General features: G+C 43.7%; 21 protein-coding genes and 1 tRNA gene. 11 read left to right on the forward strand and 11 right to left on the reverse strand.

The features are described from left to right. Positions 1–20: 20 nt before the first annotated feature. Together ACEN82_RS27340 and metG are read right to left on the reverse strand one after the other, a co-directional pair. Positions 21–92 (reverse strand) — tRNA-Arg (locus tag ACEN82_RS27340). Positions 93–230: 138 nt separating this feature from the next. Next, on the reverse strand, positions 231–2,300 hold the full coding sequence (gene metG / locus ACEN82_RS27345; RefSeq protein WP_413321208.1) for a methionine--tRNA ligase: 2,070 nt from the start codon (positions 2,298–2,300) through the stop codon (positions 231–233). Between the two features lie 121 nt (positions 2,301–2,421). Here metG and ACEN82_RS27350 point away from each other — a divergent pair, with 121 nt between their 5' ends. The 4 genes from ACEN82_RS27350 to ACEN82_RS27365 all read left to right on the forward strand — a co-directional run bounded on the left by ACEN82_RS27350 (position 2,422) and on the right by ACEN82_RS27365 (position 6,799). Then, the gene (locus ACEN82_RS27350) at positions 2,422–3,360 is read left to right on the forward strand and encodes a S66 peptidase family protein (RefSeq protein ID WP_413321207.1); all 939 of its coding nucleotides are present in this window, start codon (positions 2,422–2,424) and stop codon (positions 3,358–3,360) included. A 202-nt stretch (positions 3,361–3,562) separates the two neighbouring features. Further along, the gene (locus tag ACEN82_RS27355) at positions 3,563–4,660 is read left to right on the forward strand and encodes a ligase-associated DNA damage response exonuclease (RefSeq protein ID WP_413321206.1); all 1,098 of its coding nucleotides are present in this window, start codon (positions 3,563–3,565) and stop codon (positions 4,658–4,660) included. Beyond that, a complete protein-coding gene (locus tag ACEN82_RS27360) occupies positions 4,657–6,273 on the forward strand; it encodes an ATP-dependent DNA ligase (RefSeq protein ID WP_413321205.1) in 1,617 nt (538 codons plus the stop codon). The genes ACEN82_RS27355 and ACEN82_RS27360 overlap by 4 nt, the downstream gene beginning before the upstream one ends. Before the next feature lie 64 nt (positions 6,274–6,337). Continuing rightward, positions 6,338–6,799, forward strand: a complete 462-nt coding sequence (locus ACEN82_RS27365; RefSeq protein WP_090534746.1) for a MaoC family dehydratase — start codon at positions 6,338–6,340, stop codon at positions 6,797–6,799. Between the two features lie 71 nt (positions 6,800–6,870). On the opposite strand, the gene nadD is transcribed toward ACEN82_RS27365, so the two are convergent. The 3 genes from nadD to ACEN82_RS27380 all read right to left on the reverse strand — a co-directional run bounded on the left by nadD (position 6,871) and on the right by ACEN82_RS27380 (position 9,068). Further along, the gene (gene nadD / locus ACEN82_RS27370; protein WP_091173065.1) at positions 6,871–7,443 is read right to left on the reverse strand and encodes a nicotinate (nicotinamide) nucleotide adenylyltransferase; all 573 of its coding nucleotides are present in this window, start codon (positions 7,441–7,443) and stop codon (positions 6,871–6,873) included. Between the two features lie 88 nt (positions 7,444–7,531). Continuing rightward, positions 7,532–8,113, reverse strand: a complete 582-nt coding sequence (gene gmk, locus ACEN82_RS27375) for a guanylate kinase (RefSeq protein ID WP_090534749.1) — start codon at positions 8,111–8,113, stop codon at positions 7,532–7,534. 79 nt (positions 8,114–8,192) lie between these two features. Further along, a complete protein-coding gene (locus ACEN82_RS27380) occupies positions 8,193–9,068 on the reverse strand; it encodes a YicC/YloC family endoribonuclease (protein ID WP_413321204.1) in 876 nt (291 codons plus the stop codon). A 224-nt stretch (positions 9,069–9,292) separates the two neighbouring features. Between ACEN82_RS27380 and ACEN82_RS27385 the strand changes: the two genes are divergently transcribed. Next, positions 9,293–10,102 (forward strand): hypothetical protein, encoded by an 810-nt coding sequence (locus ACEN82_RS27385; RefSeq protein WP_090534752.1) that lies wholly within the window; start codon positions 9,293–9,295, stop codon positions 10,100–10,102. An 18-nt stretch (positions 10,103–10,120) separates the two neighbouring features. On the opposite strand, the gene rnc is transcribed toward ACEN82_RS27385, so the two are convergent. Genes rnc through ACEN82_RS27400 form a run of 3 tightly spaced genes read right to left on the reverse strand, consistent with a single transcriptional unit; the run spans position 10,121 to position 12,366 of the window. Next, positions 10,121–10,846 carry a ribonuclease III gene (rnc, locus tag ACEN82_RS27390; RefSeq protein ID WP_090534754.1) on the reverse strand — a complete coding sequence of 242 codons (726 nt, stop codon included), beginning with the start codon at positions 10,844–10,846 and terminating at the stop codon, positions 10,121–10,123. Positions 10,847–10,856: 10 nt separating this feature from the next. Beyond that, positions 10,857–12,110 carry a beta-ketoacyl-ACP synthase II gene (fabF, locus tag ACEN82_RS27395; RefSeq protein WP_090534755.1) on the reverse strand — a complete coding sequence of 418 codons (1,254 nt, stop codon included), beginning with the start codon at positions 12,108–12,110 and terminating at the stop codon, positions 10,857–10,859. A 19-nt stretch (positions 12,111–12,129) separates the two neighbouring features. Further along, positions 12,130–12,366 carry an acyl carrier protein gene (locus ACEN82_RS27400; RefSeq protein ID WP_031266521.1) on the reverse strand — a complete coding sequence of 79 codons (237 nt, stop codon included), beginning with the start codon at positions 12,364–12,366 and terminating at the stop codon, positions 12,130–12,132. A gap of 148 nt (positions 12,367–12,514) precedes the next feature. Here ACEN82_RS27400 and ACEN82_RS27405 point away from each other — a divergent pair, with 148 nt between their 5' ends. Both ACEN82_RS27405 and pyk read left to right on the forward strand, forming a co-directional pair. Continuing rightward, entirely contained in the window at positions 12,515–12,940 is a 426-nt protein-coding gene (locus ACEN82_RS27405; protein ID WP_229701770.1) for an IPExxxVDY family protein, read from the forward strand. A gap of 65 nt (positions 12,941–13,005) precedes the next feature. Then, positions 13,006–14,445, forward strand: coding sequence for a pyruvate kinase (gene pyk / locus ACEN82_RS27410; RefSeq protein WP_413321203.1), 1,440 nt, complete (start codon positions 13,006–13,008; stop codon positions 14,443–14,445). 662 nt (positions 14,446–15,107) lie between these two features. On the opposite strand, the gene ACEN82_RS27415 is transcribed toward pyk, so the two are convergent. Continuing rightward, positions 15,108–17,963 carry an ATP-binding protein gene (locus ACEN82_RS27415; protein WP_413321202.1) on the reverse strand — a complete coding sequence of 952 codons (2,856 nt, stop codon included), beginning with the start codon at positions 17,961–17,963 and terminating at the stop codon, positions 15,108–15,110. Between the two features lie 220 nt (positions 17,964–18,183). Between ACEN82_RS27415 and ACEN82_RS27420 the strand changes: the two genes are divergently transcribed. From ACEN82_RS27420 to ACEN82_RS27435, 4 genes are all read left to right on the forward strand, one after another. Next, the gene (locus ACEN82_RS27420) at positions 18,184–18,990 is read left to right on the forward strand and encodes a shikimate dehydrogenase family protein (protein ID WP_091173039.1); all 807 of its coding nucleotides are present in this window, start codon (positions 18,184–18,186) and stop codon (positions 18,988–18,990) included. Then, a complete protein-coding gene (gldD, locus tag ACEN82_RS27425; RefSeq protein WP_495644151.1) occupies positions 18,987–19,565 on the forward strand; it encodes a gliding motility lipoprotein GldD in 579 nt (192 codons plus the stop codon). Before ACEN82_RS27420 ends, gldD begins: the two co-directional genes overlap by 4 nt. Positions 19,566–19,628: 63 nt before the next feature. Continuing rightward, on the forward strand, positions 19,629–20,552 hold the full coding sequence (locus tag ACEN82_RS27430; RefSeq protein WP_413321200.1) for an ROK family protein: 924 nt from the start codon (positions 19,629–19,631) through the stop codon (positions 20,550–20,552). Positions 20,553–20,766: 214 nt separating this feature from the next. Beyond that, positions 20,767–21,327, forward strand: coding sequence for a hypothetical protein (locus tag ACEN82_RS27435; RefSeq protein WP_413321199.1), 561 nt, complete (start codon positions 20,767–20,769; stop codon positions 21,325–21,327). A gap of 60 nt (positions 21,328–21,387) precedes the next feature. Here ACEN82_RS27435 and ACEN82_RS27440 read toward each other — a convergent pair whose 3' ends face one another. Both ACEN82_RS27440 and ACEN82_RS27445 read right to left on the reverse strand, forming a co-directional pair. After that, positions 21,388–21,906, reverse strand: a complete 519-nt coding sequence (locus tag ACEN82_RS27440) for a dihydrofolate reductase family protein (RefSeq protein WP_413321198.1) — start codon at positions 21,904–21,906, stop codon at positions 21,388–21,390. A 4-nt stretch (positions 21,907–21,910) separates the two neighbouring features. After that, a complete protein-coding gene (locus tag ACEN82_RS27445) occupies positions 21,911–23,299 on the reverse strand; it encodes a LutB/LldF family L-lactate oxidation iron-sulfur protein (RefSeq protein ID WP_413321197.1) in 1,389 nt (462 codons plus the stop codon). Between the last annotated feature and the right edge of the window lie 223 nt (positions 23,300–23,522).

Below are 23,522 nucleotides of genomic sequence, written 5' to 3' on the forward strand. Positions count from 1 at the left end.
GCTCTTGAAATAAGTATACGTGGTCCCGACGAGAATCGAACTCATATCTAGAGTTTAGGAAACTCCTATTCTATCCGTTGAACTACGGGACCGTTTAAAAATCAGCCTCAAAAAAGGCCGATCTTTTATTTAGTTTGCAAAGGTGCAATTTTTCGATGAAAAATCACACCCTAAAATTCAAAATTTAAAAACTGCTCATTTGCGCATCTTCGCATCTGAAATCTGCACATTTAACGGATTACTGCGCCATTGTGGAAATCTTCAGTAGGGGCAACAAAGCTCAGCTTGCCTTCGCTGTTTTCGGCCATCAGGATCATGCCTTGCGATACAATGCCTTTGATCTCCCTTGGCTCCAGGTTTACCAGGATGCTCACTTTTTGACCGATGATGTTCTCCGGCTCGTAATATTCGGCAATGCCTGATACTACGGTGCGTTCGTCGATACCGGTATCAATTGTGAGCTTAAGCAGCTTTTTGGTTTTGGCAACCTTTTCGGCAGCTAAAATGGTACCCGTACGGATATCCATGGTGGCAAAGGTTTCGTAATTAACGTTTTCCTTTGCTGGCAGCACATCGGCCGATTTTGGTGGAGCTACTACCTTTTTATCTGCAAGTTTTTTAAGCTGGGCTTCTATCACATCGTCCTCTACCTTTTCAAACAACAGCGCAGCCGGGTTCAACTGGTGACCGTTGTTGAAATACATTTCCTGCTCATAAGCAATTGGCTCATTTGGCAGGTTAAGCATGGTAATGATCTTCTTAGCTGTAGCCGGTAAAAACGCCTGCGCAGCAGTAGCCAAATGACCAATCAGTACCAAACAGTTGTGCAGCGCTTCTTTGGCAGCGGCAGGGTCTGTTTTAATGGTTTTCCACGGCTCTTTTTCGGTCAGGTAGCGGTTACCTAAGCGGGCCATATCCATTACCGCCTGCAAAGCCTGGCGGTAGCGGTAAGCTTCAAGGTTCTTCTCTATCTCGTCGTAATATTCGCCGATGCCGTTGCTCAGGCTTTCGTCGGTAAATTCAATCCTGTCGGTATCCGCCTCAATTTTACCATTGTAAAATTTGTGCATCAATATCATTACGCGGTTCACAAAGTTACCTAATATGGCTACCAGCTCGTTGTTAACACGGGCCTGGTAATCTTTCCAGGTAAATTCGCTGTCGCTGGTTTCGGGTAGGATGGAGGTTAGTACATAGCGTAATTCATCCTGTTTGCCCGGAAACTCTTCCAGGTACTCATGCAGCCAAACCGCGTGGTTACGTGAAGTGGAAAGTTTATCACCCTCTAAATTCAAAAACTCGTTGGCCGGTACGTTTTGCGGCAAAATATATTCGCCGTGCGCATGCAGTATCGATGGGAAAATAATACAATGGAATACGATATTATCCTTACCGATAAAATGCAATAAGCAAGCATCGTCCTGCTCGTCGGCTTGTTTTTTCCAGTATAACTTCCAGTCTTTTTTGTTATCAATAGCCCATTGCTTGGTAGCCGAAATATAACCGATAGGCGCATCCATCCACACGTAAAGCTTTTTGCCTTTGGCTTCGGCTAATGGAACGTCGATACCCCAGTCAAGGTCGCGGGTCATGGAGCGGGGTTGCAGGCCAGATTTTAGCCATGATTTGCACTGGCCAAAAACATTCACTTTCCAGCTGCCTTCTTTGGCATCTATCCATTGCTCCAGCCATGGCTGGTATTTATCCAAGGGCAGGTACCAGTGCTTGGTTGATTTAAGCACGGGCGTTTTGCCACTTAGGGTCGAGATCGGGTTGATAAGGTCGGTAGGGCTAAGGGAGGTACCGCAGCGCTCGCACTGATCGCCGTAGGCATTTTCATTACCGCAGTTAGGGCAGGTACCGATGATATAGCGGTCGGCCAGGAATTGTTGATAGTCTTCGTCAAAATACTGATCAGAGAATTTCTCAACAAACTCGTCCTTTTCATACAGGTTCAGGAAAAACTCCTGGCTTAGCTCATGATGAATAGGCGACGAGGTACGGTGATAAATATCAAATGCGATACCGAACCCTTCAAAACTATCTTTTATCTGTTTGTGGTATTTATCGATAATGGCTTGCGGGGTAGTATCTTCTTTTTTGGCTTTGATGGTAATAGCAGCACCATGCTCATCCGAGCCGCATATGTACACCACGTCCTTCTTTTTCAGCCTTAAATACCGCACAAAAATATCTGCCGGCAAGTAAGCGCCCGCCAGGTGACCAATATGTAAGGGGCCGTTGGCATAAGGCAGGGCCGATGTAATGGTGAATCGTTTATATTTGTTGAGTTGTGACATTAAATATCGCCTTGGTAAATAGTGTGCAAAGATAATTGATTTAAGTGGGAGTGAGGAAGTCGGAAGTCCGAAAGTCGGAAAAGTCTGAAGACCGAACACATAGTTTTACTATAATTTACAAATGAATAATATAAAATCTTCCGGACTTGCGGACTTGCGGACTTGCGGACTAATTCCATACCTCAAAAAAGGCGACAAAATAGCCATCACCTGCCCTGCCAAAAAACTGCCCAACCCCATGACAGATGCTATCGAGCTTCTGCGGAGCTGGGGACTGGAAGTTGTTTTGGGAGATACTGTAGAAGCCTCATTTCACCAATTTGCCGGCGATGACGATTTTAGGGCTGCCGATATGCAGCGGTTTATTGATGACGACAGTATCAAAGCCATCATTGCTGCCCGGGGAGGCTACGGAACAGTCAGGATGATTGACAAGGTTGATTTCAGTCGCTTTGCACAAAATCCAAAATGGCTTATTGGCTTTAGTGATATAACCCTGTTACACACTCACCTGTTTACCAATTATGGCGCACAAACCATACATGGGCAAATGCCGGTTAATATTCCCGATGCATCCAAACATTCGATTGATACTTTAAGGCGGGCGTTATTTGGCGAAGAATTGAGTTATGAATTTACAACACATGATACCAATAAGTCCGGCGAAGCCACCGGCGTTATTGTTGGCGGTAATTTATCCCTGTTGGTAGCAGCGGCAGGTTCGGTGTCCGACCTGGATTATAACAATAAGGTTCTCTTTATTGAAGATGTCGGCGAATATCTTTACTCGGTAGACAGGATGCTGCGCATGTTGGGCAGGGCCGGTAAACTAAAAAATCTTGCCGGCCTGGTAGTAGGCGGCTTTACTGATATTAAAGATAATGATATCCCTTTCGGTCAAACTGTTTCGCAAATAGTGATGGATATAGTTAAAGGATACGACTACCCTGTATGTTTCGATTTCCCGGCCGGGCATATTCCGGATAATAACAGTTTGGTATTGGGGCGGGAAGTAGGGCTGCAGGTGGATGAAAAGCAGGCGCGGTTGTGGTTTAAGTGAGATTTTTTAAAATCCCCTCTTGAGAGGGTGCGCGAAGGAATGAGCGGTAGCAGGGGTGTGTTTCGGCTGCGTTCATCAGCGCTTTGCATAAACACACCCCTCCGCCCATCTCAAGAGGGGAATCGCGCATACCCCCGCTTTAAAGCTCCCCCTTTAGGGGGCCGGGGGGCAAACCAATTTGCTTATCAGTAGTTTATATATCATGGCTAAAAAACCGCTGCTTGAATTTACAGATAGAGGGATTTACTGCGCGCAGGGCAAATTTTATATCGATCCATGGAAGCCGGTTGATGATGCTGTAATAACCCATGCCCATGCCGATCATGCTTATTGGGGGCATAAACATTATCTCGCCCACCATCTCTCACGTGAGGTTTTACTGTACCGACTTGGCGAAATCAACCTGCAAACTGTTGAGTATGATGAAACAGTACACAAGAATGGTGTTACTGTGTCACTCTTCCCTGCAGGCCACGTGATTGGCTCAGCGCAGATCCGGGTTGAATACAAAGGCGAGGTTTGGGTAGTATCCGGCGATTATAAAGTAGAGAACGACGGAATTTCCGAACCTTTTGAGCCGGTTAAATGCCATCACTTTATTTCAGAGTGTACTTTTGGGATGCCGGTTTACCAATGGAAGCCGCAGGTACAAACTTTTAACGAAATCAATAGCTGGTGGCGTAATAACCTTGATAACGGACTGGCCACCGTATTGGTGGGTTATTCTTTAGGAAAAGCACAACGAATATTGCAAAACCTCGATCTGTTTAATGGCAAGGTTTATACTCATGGTGTTATCGAAAATACCAATGAAGCCCTGCGCCGTAATGGCGTGTTGTTAAACCCAACCGAAAGAATTACGCAGGAAAGCTCAAAAGAAGAAGTTAGGAAAGGCATCATCATAGCGCCACCCTCATCAGTAGGTACGCCCTGGATGCGTAAGTTTCAGCCGTATAGTTTTGGTTATTGTTCGGGTTGGATGGCTATCCGCGGGGCTAAACGCCGTCGTGCCGCCGACAGGGGTTTTGTTCTGTCCGATCATGCTGATTGGGACGGTTTGATTAGTGCTATCGACGCTACTGGCTGTGAATGCGTTTATCTAACCCATGGATACACAGCCACGTTTTCGAGATATTTAAATGAGATCGGTTTTAATGCCCGGGAGGTGCATACTTTGTATGGAGGCGAAGAAGAAGCCTCCAACCTCCCCGAAGGGGAGGCTCCAAGCGCCGGAGAACCAGAAAAGGAAGTCCTCTCCTTTGGAGAGGATTTAGGTGAGGTTGGAGGGGCCGATTCATGAAAGCCTTCGCCCAACTCTTTCTTTCGCTTGACGAAACCAATAAAACCAACGAAAAGGTTAAAGTATTAAAAGACTATTTTAATACGGTGCCCGATACCGATAAAATGCACATGCTTGCTTTGTTTACCGGTCGCCGGCCAAAGCGGCAGATCAATTCAACGCTGGTACGAAACTGGGCCATCGAGGCATCACACATTCCTGCCTGGCTGTTTGAGGAAAGCTATCATGTAGTGGGAGATTTGGCAGAAACTATGGCGCTGCTTATGCCCCAAAGTGACGCAAGCAGCAGCAAAACACTCACCGAATGGATAGCCGAGATCAATGCCCTTAACGATAAAACCGAAGAGCAGAAAAAAGAATGGCTGATGGATTCATGGGCCATGCTGGATAGCCAGGAGCGCTTTGTTTTTAACAAACTGCTTACCGGCAGTTTCAGGGTTGGGGTATCGCAAAATCTGGTAATCAAGGCGCTGGCGGATATTTCCGGACTCGAACCCGCAGTACTTACCCATCGCATTATGGGGAGCTGGCTGCCCGAAACTTACCAGTTTTCGCAATTGATGGCAGAGCAGGATGCCGAAGCAAATATTTCCCGGCCTTACCCTTTTTTCCTGGCTTATCCTATCCAGGAAACGTCCGAAAAACGAAAAACTCCTGCCGAAGTAGGGATCGCCCTCGGTGATGCATCCGATTGGCAGGCTGAGTGGAAGTGGGATGGGATCCGTGCGCAGATGATAAAGCGTAATGGGGAAATATTTATCTGGAGCCGCGGCGAAGATCTGGCTACTGAAAAGTTTCCTGAGTTGCATCTCTTTTTAAATGCCCTCCCCGATGGTACGGTGATTGACGGTGAGATCCTCAGTTTCCAAAATGGCTTGCCTATGCCGTTTAATGTGTTGCAAACACGGATCGGCAGAAAAAATCTTAGCAAAAAAATTCTGGAAGAAAGCCCGGTAGCCGTTATTGCTTACGATTGCCTGGAACATAAAGGTGAAGATATCCGCTATAAAACCCAAACCGAAAGACGGGAAATTTTGGAACAGTTACAAACAGCAACACTATATTCCGAAGTGTTCCGTATTTCATCGCTGATTCAGTTTGAAAGCTGGGAGCAGCTTGGAAGTATCAGGGATCAGTCGCGCGCTATGATAGCCGAGGGGATCATGTTGAAACGCAAAAGCGCGGCCTACCAGGTAGGCCGCCGCAGGGGTGATTGGTGGAAATGGAAGATCGATCCGCTATCGGTTGATGCTGTGATGATCTATGCGCAAAAGGGGCATGGCCGCCGGGCCGACCTGTACACAGATTATACTTTTGCCGTTTGGGATGGCGATAAGCTGGTGCCTTTTGCCAAGGCTTATTCGGGCCTTACCGACGTGGAGATCAACAAGGTTGATTATTTTATAAAACGCAATACCATCGAAAAATTTGGTCCCGTACGTACCGTAAAGCCCGAGTTAGTGTTTGAGATAGGTTTTGAGGGGATCAATAAGTCCACCCGTCATAAATCGGGCATAGCATTGCGGTTCCCGCGGATATTGAGGTGGCGGCATGATAAACCCAAAGAAGAGGCTGATACACTGGAAAGCTTAAAGGCATTACTGGGCGAATAAACACTATAATTTAATACCTTTGCGGCTTCAATATTAAAAAAAACCTAACTATCAATAACCCAATATGATTGTAATCAGCAGTTTTCAGGAGTTTGAACAGCAGGTAGGCAACGACCTTGGCGTATCATCATGGCACACCATTACGCAGGAGCAGATCAACAAATTTGCCGATGCAACGCTCGATCATCAATGGATCCATACCGACCCGGAGAGGGCAAAAACTGAAAGTCCGTTTAAGTCAACCATTGCACATGGCTACCTTACACTTTCACTTATCCCTCACCTATGGAAAGAGATCGTAAAGATCGAAAACCTGAAAATGGAAATTAATTACGGTATCGAAAACCTTCGTTTTGCACAACCGGTGCTGGTTGATAATGAGGTACGGTTAAAAGTAAAGCTAACCAGCTTGCTTAACCTTCGTGGCACAACGAAATCCACCATGGCCATCGAACTTGAAATAAAAGACCAACGCAAACCGGCTTTCACCGGCGAAGTAGTGTTTTTGTATCATTTTATTGGGTAAACCCACACTTATTAATCGCCCGTCATTGCTGTAAGGTACGAAGCAATGATGGGCGATTTAGATTTACAGAGTTACCTGTACAAGCTCTTGCTCTCAATAAATTTCAATACCGGGTCTGGTACAAAAAACTGTACGTTCTTTTTTTCGGCTATTGATTTGCGGATAAACGTTGCTGAAAGTTCCATAAGCGGCGTCATAGTGATGGTAACCGAAGGGTGGTCGGCCAGTTCGGCGTTTTCATAGCCGGGGCGCGGGTACACGTAAATACGATAATCGCGCAGGATAAGCTTATAGTTTTTCCACTTATGCAGGGAGCCAAGGTTATCCGAACCCATGATGAGGGCAAACTCATGCTCGGGATATTTTTCCTTTAAATGGGCAAGGGTATCAATGGTATACGATGGCTGGGGCAACTTCAGCTCAACATCGCTCACACTAATATTGGTCGCATTATCAGTAGCCAGGCGGGCCATCTCCAATCTGTCATAAGTGTTGATCAGATCGCCATACTTTTTTAACGGATTCTGGGGCGATACAACCAGCCACACCTTATCAAGCGTGGTATGGTTTGCCATATAATTGGCAATAATCAAATGCCCTATATGTATAGGATTAAATGAACCAAACAGTAAGCCTATCTTCATGTTGTGCCCCTAACCCCTAAAGGGGAAATTAAAAGTTTTGTAGATTAAATGCTCCCGGTGTACAAAATGAGTTTTTTGCACTCCCCCTTCAGGGGGCCGGGGGGCTAATAAAGTTACTCACCAATTCCTCCGCTTCTGCGCAAGCCGTTTCAAGATCGTAATTTTTGAGTATAATATCAAATTGCGGAGCGTATTTAAGCTCTTTTTCTGCTTTAGCAAAGCGTTCTTTTAGTTTTTCTTCGCTATCGGTGCCACGGCCGGTCAACCTTTCAATTAAAACCTCCAACGATGGCGGTTGTACAAATATAGCCAAAGCCTGGGGACCGTATTTGCGTTTAAGGTGAAGGCCACCCTCAACGTCAATATCAAATATTACTGTTTTGCCTTTTGCCCAAATGCGCTCAATTTCAGTACGGAGCGTGCCATAAAAAGTACCGGTATAAACCTCTTCAAATTCAACAAACTGTTTTTTGGCAATGCGGTGCAAAAACTCTTCTTTGCTTATAAAATAGTAATCTTTTTCATGCACCTCATCGCCGCGGCGCTCACGCGTGGTGGCCGAAATGGAAAATTCAAGATCAGGAATTTTCCCCAGCAAATGATGTACTATTGTGGTTTTACCAGCACCTGAGGGAGCCGAAAATATGATGAGTTTACCTTCTTTGGTCATCGTTCATTAGTTCATGGTTCATAGCTGGTTATAGGGCAATGGAAGTAATCCATGAACTATGAACCATCATCTATGAACTTTACAATACGTTTAACAGTTGTTCTTTAATTTTTTCAAGCTCTTCTTTCATGCCTACTACCAGTTTCTGGATGTTGGCATCATTGGCTTTTGATCCTAATGTATTGATCTCGCGGCCAATCTCCTGCGAAATGAAGCCCAGCTTTTTGCCGTTTGCATCGGCGTTTTTTAATGTTTCGATAAAGTATTCGCAATGCGCTTTCAGCCTTACCTTTTCTTCGGTAATATCAAGCTTATCGATATAGTAGATCAGTTCCTGTTCAAACCGGTTTTGATCTATAGCTTCGCGGCTTGCGGCTTCGGCTAAAAACGTATTAAGGCGCTCGCGGACCAAAGGAACACGTTTTGGATCTTCCAGTTCAACAAGCTCAAGGTTTTTTAATATGGTATTGATACGACCTTTGATTTCCTGTTCAATAACATTACCTTCCTGAGCCCTGAAGTCCTGGAAAGCGGCCATCGCCTGCTGAAAAGTTTTTTCAACGGCTTTCCACTCATCTTCGGATATGGTATCTTCTTCGTATTTAACAACTTCGGGTAAGCCCAATGCCAGCTGAAGCAGGTTGCCGGTTGGCTCGCCGAGCTCTTCGCTTACTGATTTTAGCTGGTTGTAATAATGTTTGAGCAGATCTTTATCAATGCCTGCCGCTTTTACTGATTGACTTACCTGCTCGGTATTGATAGATAAATTAACTTTACCGCGTTCGATAAGTTTGCTGCAGTCATTACGCAGCTGAAACTCTTTTTCGGCAAAAATCTTCGGCAAACGAAGCGATAATTCTAAAAATTTGCTGTTCAGGGATTTAACCTCTACGGTATATTTCGTACTGCCCGAATCAAAACTGGCAATTCCATACCCTGTCATGGATTTTATCATGCGCAAAGATAGCAAATTTAGTTAGAGGTTAGAGATCGGAGATTAGAGGTTAGGTCACTGTTAAATTTCGGATTTGAAATAAATTCACTAGAGAGAATCTATCATTCAAAAAAAGTAAAACTAACCTCCATTCTCTAACCTCTAACCACCAGGGCGCAGCCCTTTAACACTTTTTCACATTTCAAATAAAATACACTTCCTATATTTACGTTCAATTATCACTGATGCGCAACTATTTATACCTGCTTGTAACAGGCGTTCTATGCCTTATAACCGTTCATGTTTCGGCCCAGGAGTTTACGGTAAAAGGGGTTATCTCAAAAAAGGTAACCAACGAGCGCGTGGGGCAGGTTTTCGTTAAAGATCTGAATACCAAAACATTGATACTTAGTGATGATGTTGGCTGGTTTAGCATAAAGACACGTGTTGGCGATACCCTGCTTTTTTCCCGCGATGACTATACCCCTCAAAAAGTAGTGGTACTGAACAATAGCGACATGCCCGTTTACATGCAGCCCATTATAAAACTTGACGAGGTAAAAGTTGTTGGCCAAACCAAGAGGCAGGAGATAAACCAGGTGTTAAACGATTATAAGAAACAGGGAACTTATTATAATGGCAAGCCGCCCGCGTTATCTTTTTTAAGTAATCCAGTAACCGGCCTTTACGAGCTTTTAGGAACAACTCCCAATCGCGCACGTCGCTTTGCTCAAAACGCCCAAAGCGAATTGGAACAGGCCGAAATTCACAAACATTACAATATCCCATTTGTGAAGCAATATACCGGACTGGCTACCGATAGCCTTGCCCGTAAGTTCATGAATTATTATACGCCTACCTATAAGGATATCAAAGCCTGGACTGATTATGACCTGATAAAGCACACCATACGGGCATATGAATATTATAAAAATAGCAGTGATAAAGAAAAGCTCGAAAAGCTAAACAGTCCAACATTCATCGTGCCCGATTCAACTGTTAAATTGGGTGAAGGGCCGGTAGAACTTAAAAAGGAAAAGAAACTGCCGCTTTAATCGTTAAAATACTTTGAATCAGATGCCCAAGGCTTCGCATGCTTTTTCGGCGGCAAGTTTTTCGGCGTTCTTTTTACTGAATTCTTTGCCCGATCCCATTACTTCACCATCTATATTGGCCTGTACAGTGAAAAGCTTGGTGCTTTCGCCGTCCTGATTGGTTACCAGTTCAAAAATAATATCGCGGCCATGTCGCTGGCACCATTCAATAAGCTTGCTTTTGAAGTTAGTTTCCGTTTGCTCAAGCGTATGAATATCAATATGAGGTTTTATGATATGATTGATCAGGAAATTTTTGGTAAAGTCATAGCCTTTATCCAGATAAACTGCGCCAATCAGGGCTTCAAATGCATCGCCAAGCAATGACCCCTGTCTGCTCGAGTTAAGCATACGGTTGTCGTACTCAATCAATTTATCAAAGCCAAGTTTTTTTCCGAGTGCATTAAGGTTTACCCGGCTTACTATTTTTGAGCGTAATTCGGTCAAAAAGCCCTCATCTTCATAAGGGTATAATTTAAAAAGTACTTCAGCAACAACACTGCCCAGTACGGCATCGCCCAAAAACTCCAGGCGTTCGTTACTGTTTTTCACCCCTTTCTTGATGTTTTGAGCTACCGATTTATGACGGAAAGCCATGCGATATAAAGACAAATTGCCCGGCACAAAACCGAGCAAATTCTTTAAAATTTTAACATACTTTCTGTTGGGTGATATATAAAGCTTGTAGAACCGACTTATAGGCATCAAACCACAATTAATCTTCGTACTTTTTAAATATTACAGAAGCATTGTGTCCGCCAAAACCAAATCCATTGCTTTGCACTATATTAATATCGCGTTTTTGAGCGGTATTGAAAGTGAAATTGATCTTAGGATCAAAAGCCGGATCATCAGTAAAGTGATTAATGGTTGGAGGGATGATACCATTTTTTAATGCCAGTATCGATGCAATAGCTTCAACCGCGCCGGCAGCACCAAGTAAATGGCCTGTCATTGATTTGGTAGAGCTAATGTTGATACGGTAAATATCATCACCAAACACATCCTGTATTGCTTTAATTTCCTGCGGATCACCGATTGGGGTTGATGTGCCGTGAACGTTCACATAATCAATATCGGCAGGGCTAAGGTTAGCATCTTCGAGGGCTGCGCGCATTACAAATGCGGCACCTAAGCCATCGGGATGAGGTGCTGTCATGTGATAGGCATCGGCGCTCATGCCGCCACCCACCATTTCGGCGTATATTTTAGCGCCGCGGGCTTTTGCATGCTCTAACTCCTCTAAAATAATAGTACCTGCTCCTTCACCGGCCACAAAACCATCCCTGTCCAGATCAAACGGACGTGATGCCGTTGCCGGATCATCGTTACGGGTTGATAACGCGTGCATGGCGTTAAAACCACCTATGCCAGCTTCGTTGATAATGGCTTCAGAACCACCGCTGATGAACATGTTAGCTTTACCTAAGCGGATGTAGTTAAATGAATCTATCAGGGAATTATTTGATGAAGCACATGCCGAAACAGTAGTGAAGTTGGGGCCGCGCAAACCATATTTAATAGATATATGGCCGGGGGCTATATCAGCAATCATTTTAGGGATGAAGAACGGGTTAAAACGCGGAGAGCCATCACCTTTGGCAAAGGCCGTCACCTCGTCGAGGAAAGTTTTTAAACCCCCAATACCCGAGCCCCAGATAACGCCAATACGGCTGGTATCCAGTTTTGAAAAATCTAATCCTGCGTCTTTTACGGCTTCTTCGGTTGAAAATAAGGCGTATTGTACAAAAGGATCCAATTTGCGGGCGTCTTTACGGCCCAAAAAACCATCTGCGTCAAAGTCTTTTACTTCGCACGCGAACTTAGTTTTGAATTTTTCGGTATCAAAACTTTTGATCAAGGCAGCGCCACTTACTCCATTGATCAGTCCGTTCCAATAGTCTGAAACAGTGTTACCAATAGGAGTAAGTGCTCCAAGCCCGGTTACTACAACTCTTTTAAACTCCATTTAATCCAGTTAAGGAGTTTTATTTAACGTTTTTTTCAAGGTAAGCAACTGCCTGGCCAACAGTACCAATAGTTTCAGCCTGATCGTCAGGAATAGCCACGTTAAATTCTTTTTCAAACTCCATGATTAATTCCACGGTGTCTAACGAGTCGGCACCAAGATCGTTGGTGAAACTCGCTTCTGGCGTAACTTCACTTTCGTCAACACCCAGTTTTTCTACGATAATAGCTTTTACTCTTGAAGCGATATCAGACATAGTCTTTATAGTTTAATGATTAATAAAAATTCAGTGCAAAGAAAAATAAATTCTGTCAATAAACAAATCTAAAACTTTTACAATATAAATCTCTAAACAAAATTTTATTGAAACGGTTTGTATTAGTAATTTTGACGGCGTAAAAGTAATGATTTTGAACAGGAAATTTTTAAAGTTTGAGATCGATTTTGATTTTGTGCTCATTGCAGTAACAAGCTCACTTAAAGATTACCGGGTTTGTTTTCTTATAAACAAGTACTTGAATTTTAATTTCGTAAAAACCGATGACCTGGAAGTAGATATTTACCCCGGGAGCGAACCTGTTTTGTTTTCATTATACCGTTACAGCTGGGAAACCACCGAAACAGACTTCTTCTTTATAGGCAATAAAGGTTCAGATGGCTACCTGGTGCCTGAAATAAAAAGTGCCGACTATTTTTTAATGATCCGTAACTATATAGATGATAATGAGCTTGATACGATCATTTCATCGCTTAATAAAATACCAGAGATAGTTGCAGCTGTAAAGATTGACCCAAAAAAAATAAAATCACGGGAAAATCTTTTATTTTAGCGCCGAATTTAAAAAGATGTTGGTTTTACAATCATTAAATACCCTCCAGTTTTAACCCGAATAATATGGAACTATACTATAATCGTACAAAAATTGTTGCCACCATGGGGCCGGCATCAGCTAAAAAGGATGTTTTATTAGCGATGATCAAGGCAGGTGTCAACGTTTGCCGTCTTAATTTTTCGCACGGTAAGCCTGAAGATCATAAGGTAGTGATCGATCTTATCCGTGAAATTAACGAGCAATACAAAACCAACGTAGGTATCCTGGCCGATTTACAGGGCCCTAAGATTCGCATCGGACTGGTAAAGGACGGCGGTATTCATTTAGTTAACGGAACGCACATTAAAATTACCACTCACGAGTGCATTGGTAACGATGAGCAGATCTATATTACTTATGATACCTTCCCACAGGACGTACAGGCAAACGAAATTATTTTGCTTGATGACGGCAAACTGCAGTTAAGGGTTATTGAAACCAACAAAATTGATACAGTTATATGTGAGGTTGTTCACGGCGGTATCTTAACGTCACGCAAGGGGGTTAACCTGCCTAACACCAAAGTGTCTATCCCAAGCTTAACCGAAGAAGATTTGATCAACCTTGAATTTGCCCTTAAACAGGATGTTGAATGGATCGGTCTTTCTTTTGTTCGCACAGGTGAGGATATCATTGACCTGAAACGTATTATAGCACGCAACGGTTCGGCGGCTAAGGTAATTGCCAAAGTTGAAAAGCCGGAAGCTATTGAAAATATTGATGCCATTATTGCTGCTACAGATGGTGTAATGGTTGCCCGTGGTGATCTTGGTGTTGAAATGCCGCTTGAAGAAGTGCCATTACTGCAAAAAATGATCGCCCGTAAATGTCGCGCTGCTTCAAAACCGGTTATCGTAGCTACCCAGATGCTGGAGTCAATGATCACCACACCACGCCCAACCCGTGCCGAAGTGAATGACGTTGCCAACTCTGTACTTGATGGTGCCGATGCGGTTATGTTAAGCGGCGAAACATCAGTTGGTGAGTTCCCGGTTATTGTTATTGAAACTATGGCCAAAATTGTACGCAATGTTGAAGAGTTCGGCTACCCTTTTAACGCCCCTAAAGAAGCAGTAGTTAAGGACCCGTCATCTCCATACTTCCTAAGTGATGCGCTTTGTGAATCTGCAGTACACATTGCTGAACAAAGCAACGCGGTAGGTATCGTTTCTATGACCACCTCGGGTTATACAGCGTTTGAAATATCAAGCCACAGGCCTAAAGCCAGTACATATATCTTTACATCAAACAAGCAATTGTTAAATGCACTTAGCCTTGTATGGGGTGTAAGAGCGTTTTACTATGATCAGCTGGAAAGTACCGATCAAACCATTGCTGATGTTAATGATATACTGAAGGCCGAAAACCTGATCAAAGCCGGCGATATCGTTATTAATACAGCGTCTACACCTATTATTAAGCAAGGTAAAACCAACACGCTTAAACTAAGTGTTATTGAATAAGGTTATTTAAAATCTTACTTTTAATGAAGAAGGCTCGCCGGGATAACTGGCGGGCTTTTTTGTTGGCGGGATATGCAGGCATCAATGGAATAACGCGTTCCGCCTTATGGGATATAAGATGAGGTGCCTTCTTAAAAAACAATGCCGGCTACCCGAAAGTAAACCGGCAAAGCACAATTAAAATCAGGCATAATTCAGGTTTAAGTTGAAAAGCTGATTTCTCTTGCTATCCTAAAAAATAAAAGGTAGATGCTTAAATAAAAATAAAAGGTAGATGCTTAAATAAATTTATCCGCGTTTATAAAACCTGTTTGAGCACCTGCTGCAGCGATAGCGCTTTACTGCAAGCCGGGGAAGCAACAGTTTAACAATAGCACCTCTTTTGATCCGGTCGCAAAATTTATTTTTGCATCTTGGGCATATTGCATCAGGCGCTTTGCCGATAGTTGGTATTGTATCGGTTTGGCTGTTAAGGGTACGGAGATTATCCTCATTAAAAGTCACAGTCATTATATTAGGGGGTGATTGTATCTCACAAAGCTGCCTAAAAGCGATATAATAAAACTGCCATTTAGCTTTATAAAACCGCCATTTGCTTAAAAAGCCTCCTGTCAGTTAAAGATTTCTGAAATTAAAAAGACAATGATAACCGGCTGGATTGTTTAAAGTAGCTCGTTAACGTCGCGGCCATAATGTTCCTTAAACAATTTGCCAAAGTATGCAGGTGTATCAAACCCCGCGGCATATGACACTTCAGCAATGGTGCGGTACTTTCCGCTTTCGATAGCTTCGCGTGCTATTTGTAATTTAATGGCGCGGATGTATTTATTAGGCGTAAGTCCGGTAATTGATTTTATGCGGCGAAACAATTGCCGCTCACTGATCGCCAGTTCATAGCTCAGTGCGGCAAGGGTAAGATCGGTTTTGCCGGTATGTTTTCGTACCTGGGCTTCCAATTCCGCAAGCCAGGATAAATCGGCAGGCGAAAGTTTCAAGCCCGGGTTTTCTGCCGGTTGTTCAATCTGCAGATCGTTGGTTCCTGTAATCAGCTCATCATCATCGGGAATGGTAGCCCCGGAGCGGGCGGCTGCGTTATTAATAAGATTGACAGCGCGTGCAAGCAATTCACTGCTTAAAAATGGTTTGGTAAGATAATCATCAACACCAATATGAAGCGCTTTAAGCTTATGCCGTGTATTGGCCAGTGCGGTGAGCATGATCACCGGGATGTTGCAGTAAGCCGGGCTTTGCTTCAGGGTTTCAAGCAGGGTAAAGCCGTCCATTTCGGGCATCATCACATCTGATATGATCAGGCTGGGCATTACCGGCATATCCTGCAGTTTTTTTAGTGCTGCGAGGCCATTGCCGGCAGTGATGAGCTGATATTGCGGCCGTAAAATATCTGCAATATAAGCAGCCATTTCATGATGGTCTTCAACCAGCATAATAAGTTCCCCGTTAGTGTCTTTCCCCCCGGTTTTACCGTGCGAAACAATTATGGCTTCTGTTCCGGACACTTCAGTTGCCGGCTTTTCAGTTGCCTTAAGCGGGATAACGATCTTAAAAAACACACCCTTTCCCCAATTATTATCAACTGCAATATGCCCGCCCATCAGTTCTGCAAGTTCACGCGCTATAGCAAGGCCTATGCCTGTGCCGCCTTCTAAGGGCGCGTTATTACCCCTGCCCTGGTAATAACGGTCAAAAATATTGGGCAGATCATCCGGATGAACCCCCACACCGGTATTGGCTACTCCAAACTCAATCATTTGCAGCTTTATATCAGCAGTAATGGTTATAGTACCTGCATAAGGCGTAAACTTAATGGCATTACTGATGAGGTTATTAGCTATTTTTTCAAACTTTTCCTGATCGAGCAAAACAAAAAGCGCCGGATCAATGAAGTTGAGCAATCTGTAATCGATTTGTTTATATTCAGCGGCCGATACAAAACCCTGGTATAGTATCTTCACAAATGATAATAATGCAACGGGCTTGGGTTGTAATGCTAATTTCCCCGCTTCCAACTTGCCAAGATCAAGCAATTCGTTGGTCATATTGAGTAGCTTTTTGCTATTGCGCAATATCGAATGCAGCATGTTACGCTGTTCATCTTCATAATTAGTAAAAGCCAGGAGCTGAACCGCCGGCCCCATGATGAGTGTTAATGGGGTGCGTAATTCATGACTTATGTTTGCAAAAAAGCGTGTTTTCATAGCATCCATTTTTTCCAGTTGACTATGTTCTTCGGCCAGTAAAGCCGTCTCTCTTTTCTTTTTAAGAATAAACCAACGATAACTGATAATGGATGCTATTACTATAAACAGCGCAAGCACAATTAAAAAATTCCGTTGTACCTCAACCAGCTTAGTTTCACCGGCGGCTATTAATAACCGTTTATCGGCCTGGTATTTTTTATCAAGTTCGGAAGCATCCCTTGCTTTATCGAGCTGATTGATGCTGTCATTAAGCCGCCGGTACAGATAACTATACTTAAAAGCGTTTTTATAATCGCCAATACCTTCATATGCATCGGTTAAATGATTATAGATGTTTTTTTGTACGGTGATGTTACTTTGTGATTCGGGTTGGATACTAACCGCCATTTCCCCGTAGCGCGCGGCCTTTTTAAACTCCTTATGATCAACATACATTGTCATAAGTTCGTTAAGGTTATGCTTTTCGAGAGTTTTGAACTCGCCTTTGCGGGATAATTCCAGTGATTTCATCAGGATCTCCTCAGCCTTTTTATCCTGGTTGGTCATGAGGTAAAGCCGGCCCAGATTACCCTGGTAACGGGCTATGCTAAAATCTGAAAGAAAATGAGCATACTTTTTATCAAGTACCTGTTCCATTAGCCGGGTAGCTTTTACCAGGTTACCAGGCGACGATATACTCCGTTCGGAAAGGATGTTGGATAGGTTACTCAGCGCAAAAATATAAGAAGCTGTATCTTTTATGCTCAATGCATCTTTTGAAGCTTGCTCAGCATAAGGCAGGGCTTGTTTAGGGTTACCTATAGATCGATAAATATCGGCAATACAAGCCCGACAGTCTATACTCAAACTTTTCCATCCCCTGTTATCGCACTCTTTCAGTATTTTAAAAGCAACGTTTAAGGCTTCAACCGTTTTGGCCTCGCGACTGAGCATGTAGGCTACCATTATTGGTGCTTTTTCATAAGTAAGTGAATCGGCCGGGGTTGTCAATTTGGTAGCTTCACGGCCAAACGTTAAAGCATCATGTTCATTACCTATTCCATAAGCCTGGTAAGCCCGGGCCAGCAATACCCGCGCTTCAAATGGTTTATTGTTGTTTTTCCTGGCCGAATCGATCAGCTTTTTTGTAAGCACAGCTGCCGAATCCGGACTTTTCATGCTGCGGAGCATTTTTAATACAGGTTCTTTAGCGGGCCGGGATTGACTTTGAGCCAGTGCAGCAAAGCTGCATAAAATGATAACACAAAAAGGGATGATCCTTCGGAAAAGATGAATAGGGTAAATTGTAATAGGGGTCATGATATTGAAGCCCAAATTACAATTTTATCGGCGCCCGGAATTGCCTTAATTTGAAATAAATCTCCTTATAAACAATTTTTATGCAAAGTTTTTTCAGCTTACCCGTTTTAAATCAATAGTTAAAACTGCCAGTTTTGCTGTTAATATTACACCATTAAACCTATGTCAGCTTAAGCTATAATTGATTACTTTAGCAGCTGATATCGTTATAAAATTGACCATGAAACACTACGGGCTAATTGGTTTTCCGCTCTCTCATTCATTTTCAAAAAAGTTTTTTACCGAAAAGTTCAAAAACGAAGGGATTACAGATGCACGCTATGATCTTTACCCTATTGAGCATATCAAGGACCTGCAGGACCTGCTTGATGAGCATCCGGATATTTGCGGCCTTAATGTAACCATTCCTCATAAAATAAACGTGCTGCCTTTTTTAGATTGGATAGAGCATGACGCCCGTACAGCCGGCGCCGTAAACTGTATCAGGGTGACTGCCGAAAGCCCGATTGAAGCCGCATTTTCGGGCGAGATAGGGGTTAAAGACCATGATTTCAGACTGGAAGGCTATAATACCGATATTTATGGGTTTGAGGAATCATTAAAGCCTTTAATTGGCGATGGCAATGATGACGCCCTGGTTTTAGGAGATGGAGGTGCCGCAAAAGCAGTAAAATGTGTACTGGAAAATTTAGGTATCACCTATAAAGTTGTTACCCGCAAGCCAACACACCATGCGGATAATATTCTGTTTAAAGATCTTCAGCCACACCATATCTTACAGCACAAACTTATCATCAATACAACTCCTTTGGGTACCCATCCTAATATTGATGAATGCCCGCCTATACCTTATGATTTTATTGGCGAAAATCATATTTTGTACGACCTGATCTATAATCCCGAAGAAACCCTGTTTTTAAAACACGGCCGCGAGCGCGGCGCGGTAACTAAAAATGGCTATGAAATGCTGGTTTTACAGGCCGAAAAATCATGGGAGATCTGGAACTCAAAGGAGAAACATCCATGAAGTATGTAAGTTTACTGGCAGCAGTGCTATTGTTTTTGGCTGCATGCGGCGGCAATCATGAATACGCACCCAAGCCCCGCGGCTACTATCGCATAGCGTTCCCAAAAAAGGAATACCAGGGTTATGCTGCCGGTTGCCCGTATGCTTTTACATATCCCAAATACGCCTTTATAGAACCGGATAAAAAGCGAGGTGCCAAACCTTGCTGGATAAACATGCAGTTCCCGCGGTTTAATGCCACACTGCATTTAAGCTATCAGCCCATCACCTCAAAAAAAGAGTTTAACCAACTGGTGGAGGATGCCCGCACCTTCGCCTTTAAGCATACCGTAAAAGCCACATCCATTGACGAAGGCATCATCCATTATGCTGATAAAAAAGTTTATGGCATTTACTATACTATAGACGGCAATGCCGCTTCATCGGCGCAGTTTTTCCTTACGGATAGTGTGCATAATTATATACGGGGAGCGCTATATTTTAACACCGAACCCCGGCTCGACTCCATACAACCTGTGCTTAGTTTTATAAAGCAGGACATGGCGGTGATGATTAAAAGTTTTAAGTGGAAGTAGAGAAGTTAGAAGCAAGACAACGAGATAATAGAAGCAAGACTTTAAGAGCCGGATATTTTAACCATGCAAAATTGCTATATAGGTATTGAAATAGGCGGAACCAAACTGCAAATAGTTTTGGCCGATGATAGTTTTATTATCAACAGGACATTTCGTTTTGCGGTAGACAGAGGGTTGGGTGCCGCAGGGATCAGGGAGCATATTGCCCAAACCATCACCAATATTTCAAAAGAGTATATCATTAAAGGTATAAGCATCGGTTTTGGCGGACCGGTTGACAGGGAGACGGGCTGCATTGCTAAATCGCACCAGTTAAGCGGCTGGGACGGATTTAACATTTCGGGCTGGTTGCAGCAGCAGGTTAATGTACCGGTTATTTTGGAGAATGATGCTAATGCAGCTGCCCTTGGCGAGGCATTAAAAGGGGCAGGGCGTAACTATGAACATGTATTTTATGTAACTCTTGGCAGTGGTGCAGGTGCCGGAATGGTCATTAACGGCCAAATTTATCACGGGGCAAAACCCGGGGAAGCGGAAATAGGGCACATCCGCCTTAACCGGGAAGGCCTTACGCTTGAAGATAGCTGCTCGGGCTGGGCGGTTGACAAAAAGATTCGTACAGTAATAGCTCAAAAGCCTGATAGTGAGCTGGCCAAACTTTGTGCGGGCATAAATGGAGGCGAGGCCAAAATGTTACTAACTGCTTTGGAACAGGGAGATGCAGATGCGCTGAAAATATTGAATGATACCGCTGCCGACCTGGGCTTCGGCTTATCACACGCCGTACATCTTTTTCACCCTGATATGATAGTGTTGGGCGGCGGGTTATCTTTATTGGGTGAGCCTTTGCGGATTCGCGTACAAGAGGTTATCCGGGCTAATACCATGGCACTGTTTTTACCCGGCCCCGAGGTTGTGATAGCCGAATTAGGCGAACTGGCAGTACCCGTTGGGGCAATTGAAAACTTAAGGAAACATATAGGTTAAATTAATTACCCTTCAAGGTTAGTTTCTCGCAATTTCAGAAAATCATTCCACCTGAATAAGCTTGCCTCTATAGTAACCATCCCGACCAGGATGAAAAATATGGTTTAGCTATCCCTTAAAACTTATTGTTCTGTTTCCGCCAAATTTACAAACACGCAGATGGATCTATTGTTAATAGTACAGCGGTGTAATAACCGCCAATAATTAATAAACAATGAAACTCATCAAATTCAATAAAATAGGTAATGATATCCGGTTGCATACCGAAAGCCTTGCCCATATGGGGTTTAGGAAAATATTTGAAGGTATCGATCAGCTTAAAATAAAAAACGGCGTTGATAAACTCGGCCTCGAAGGTTTTATTAACCAGTGCGCTTGTCTTGCAGCAGGTTCGGGGGCTATGGCAGGCAGCGGGGGGATGTTTACCCTCGTAGCAGGGATCCCATTTGATTTCATCAATTTGATCACCCAGCAGTTTAGGGCTATTATGGGCATTATGTATTATTATCGGGGCACGTATGATAATGGTTTCGACGATTTTATGTCGTTAGTAGCAACATCAGTAAGGGTGGAAGCCGGCGTGGCTATCACCAAATCCATGATGAAAGGCATTGCCGAAAGGATGCTGATGATATTAGGCACCCGCACTGCCGAACGCCTGGTTCCGGTTGTAGGCGCGGTTATTGGCGGTACGGCAAATTACCTGTTTATTAAACGCATGGCCGAGCAGGTGAAACGGATGCAAAAAGATTTTGTGGTTATTGAAGTAGGATAGGGCAACTAAGCGCAGAGCAGGCATATAGGCCTTTAACTTTCAAGTAATTACAGATTTGAACTACGGTTTGACGATATACCTGAGTTGAATAAGTCCGCTTGAAAATTGTTCGGCACCAAGCAATACCAGGTTAATGCGTTCTTTTATATTTGTAAAAAGGGGTTTTCCACTACCTAAAATTACCGGGTGCACTGATAGTAATAATTCGGAGATTAGATTTTTTTTGATAAACGCTTCAACAAGTTCTGCCCCGCCAAACAACCAGATATCGCGTCCTTCCTGGCTCCTGATTTCTTCGATCCTGCTTTTAAAATCAGCAGACCTTATTATTTCATCATTATCAGCTTGGGGATCATGAAGTGTATCCGAAAACACATAAATTTTCATGGCGGCAAACATTTTTGGATCGGTACGCATGATCAGCTCATAACTTTTGCGCCCGATGAAGATGGCGTCACAGGCTTTAAAAAAGTCGGTAAGGCCATAATCCTGGTCGTCAAAGCACCAGTCGTACTCACCATTAGGTCCCTCAATATAGCTGTCGAGACTAACAGCTACGTTTAAAATTATTTTACGCATAGCATTATTCTTCGGGTGTGTTGTTCATTTCCTGCCATTGCTTGCTAAATGATTTATCAGCTACATGCGGCATCTCGCGTAAATGGCCCCAGGTACGTTTAAAGAAGGTTTTAAGCAGGAAGTTTTTCATGCCTCCGCCAAAAAAATCGGTAAGTTTGCGTTTAAGCATTCCTTTTTTCCAGATAGCCCAGCCCCAGCGTTCTTTATTGGTAACCAGGTTTTCGTTCACCGCATCGCGGCGGTTAAGGAGCAACATTTTATGGATGTCGATCTTAACCGGGCAAACCTCGGTACATTTACCGCACAGGCTTGAAGCATAGCTCAGGTGTTTGAAATTTTCCATCCCCTGGGTATGCGGGGTAATAATAGAGCCTATCGGGCCACTGTAAGTGGTGGCATAAGTGTGGCCTCCAATGTTTTTATAAATGGGGCAACCGTTAAGGCAAGCCCCGCAACGGATGCAGTAAAGGCCTTGCCGCTGGTCTTTTTTTGCCAGCAGGTTGGTGCGGCCATTATCCAGCAGCACTACGTACATTTCTTCAGGCCCGTCGGTTTCATCCGGCCGGCGCGGACCACTTAATATAGTATTGTAAACGGTAAGGTTTTGCCCGGTGCCATGAGTAGATAGCATTGGCCAAAACAAGTCCAGATCGGTAATGGAAGGGATGATCTTCTCAATACCAATAATAGCGATATGAATTTTGGGGAACGTAGTGCAAAGGCGTGCGTTGCCTTCATTTTCGCTGATGGCGATGCTGCCGGTATCCGCCAGTAGGAAATTAGCGCCGGTAATACCCACATCTGCCTGTACATATTTTTCGCGAAGCAGCTCGCGTGCTTTCAGTGTAATCTGTTCGGGCGTGGCATCAACAGGGGTACCAAACTTTTCGTGGAAAAGTTTAGCGATATCCTCCTTGCTCAGGTGCATAGCCGGGGTAACAATATGGTATGGCTTTTGGCCCAACAGCTGCACTATATATTCACCCAGATCGGTTTCAAGCGATTCTATTTGATTGCTCTCTAAAAACTCGTTCAGGTGAATTTCTTCGGTAACCATCGATTTGGATTTCACCACAGTTTTGGCGTTGGCCTTTTTGATGATGTTCAGGATCTCACGCTGGGCCTCTTCTACGTCGTTAGCCCAGATCACCCTGCCGCCTCGTTTCTGAAAATTGGCCTCAAATTCGGGTAGGAACTTATCCAGGTTTTCCATCACCTTCCATTTAAGCACATGACCTTTCTTTTTGGCATTATCTAAATTGATAATGCGCGAAAGGCCCCGCGATACCGCTGTATTGTACCGGTCAATATTGAAGTTGATGATGCGACGGTGATCGGCATCAAAAGCCTTCTCCTCCGATTTTACCAAAAATTCTTCAGCGGTTGCTCCCATATATGCGAAAGTAGGATTTTTGTTTTATTTTTTGGGTGAGTGGTTGATTTAGTTGATTATGTGAGTGGTTGTTTTTGAACAGATAACATGTTAGAAAGTTTTAAAAGCTTCTCATTGCCGCGGGTTTAGCGCAGCGTAACCCGTGGTTCTAAATAATTGAAGCTTTCAGCTTCAGTGGTTAAGTTGAAAACTTAACCGATACAACCCACGGGTTGCGCTGCGC

The sequence above is a fragment of the Mucilaginibacter sp. Mucisp73 genome, assembly GCF_059491465.1.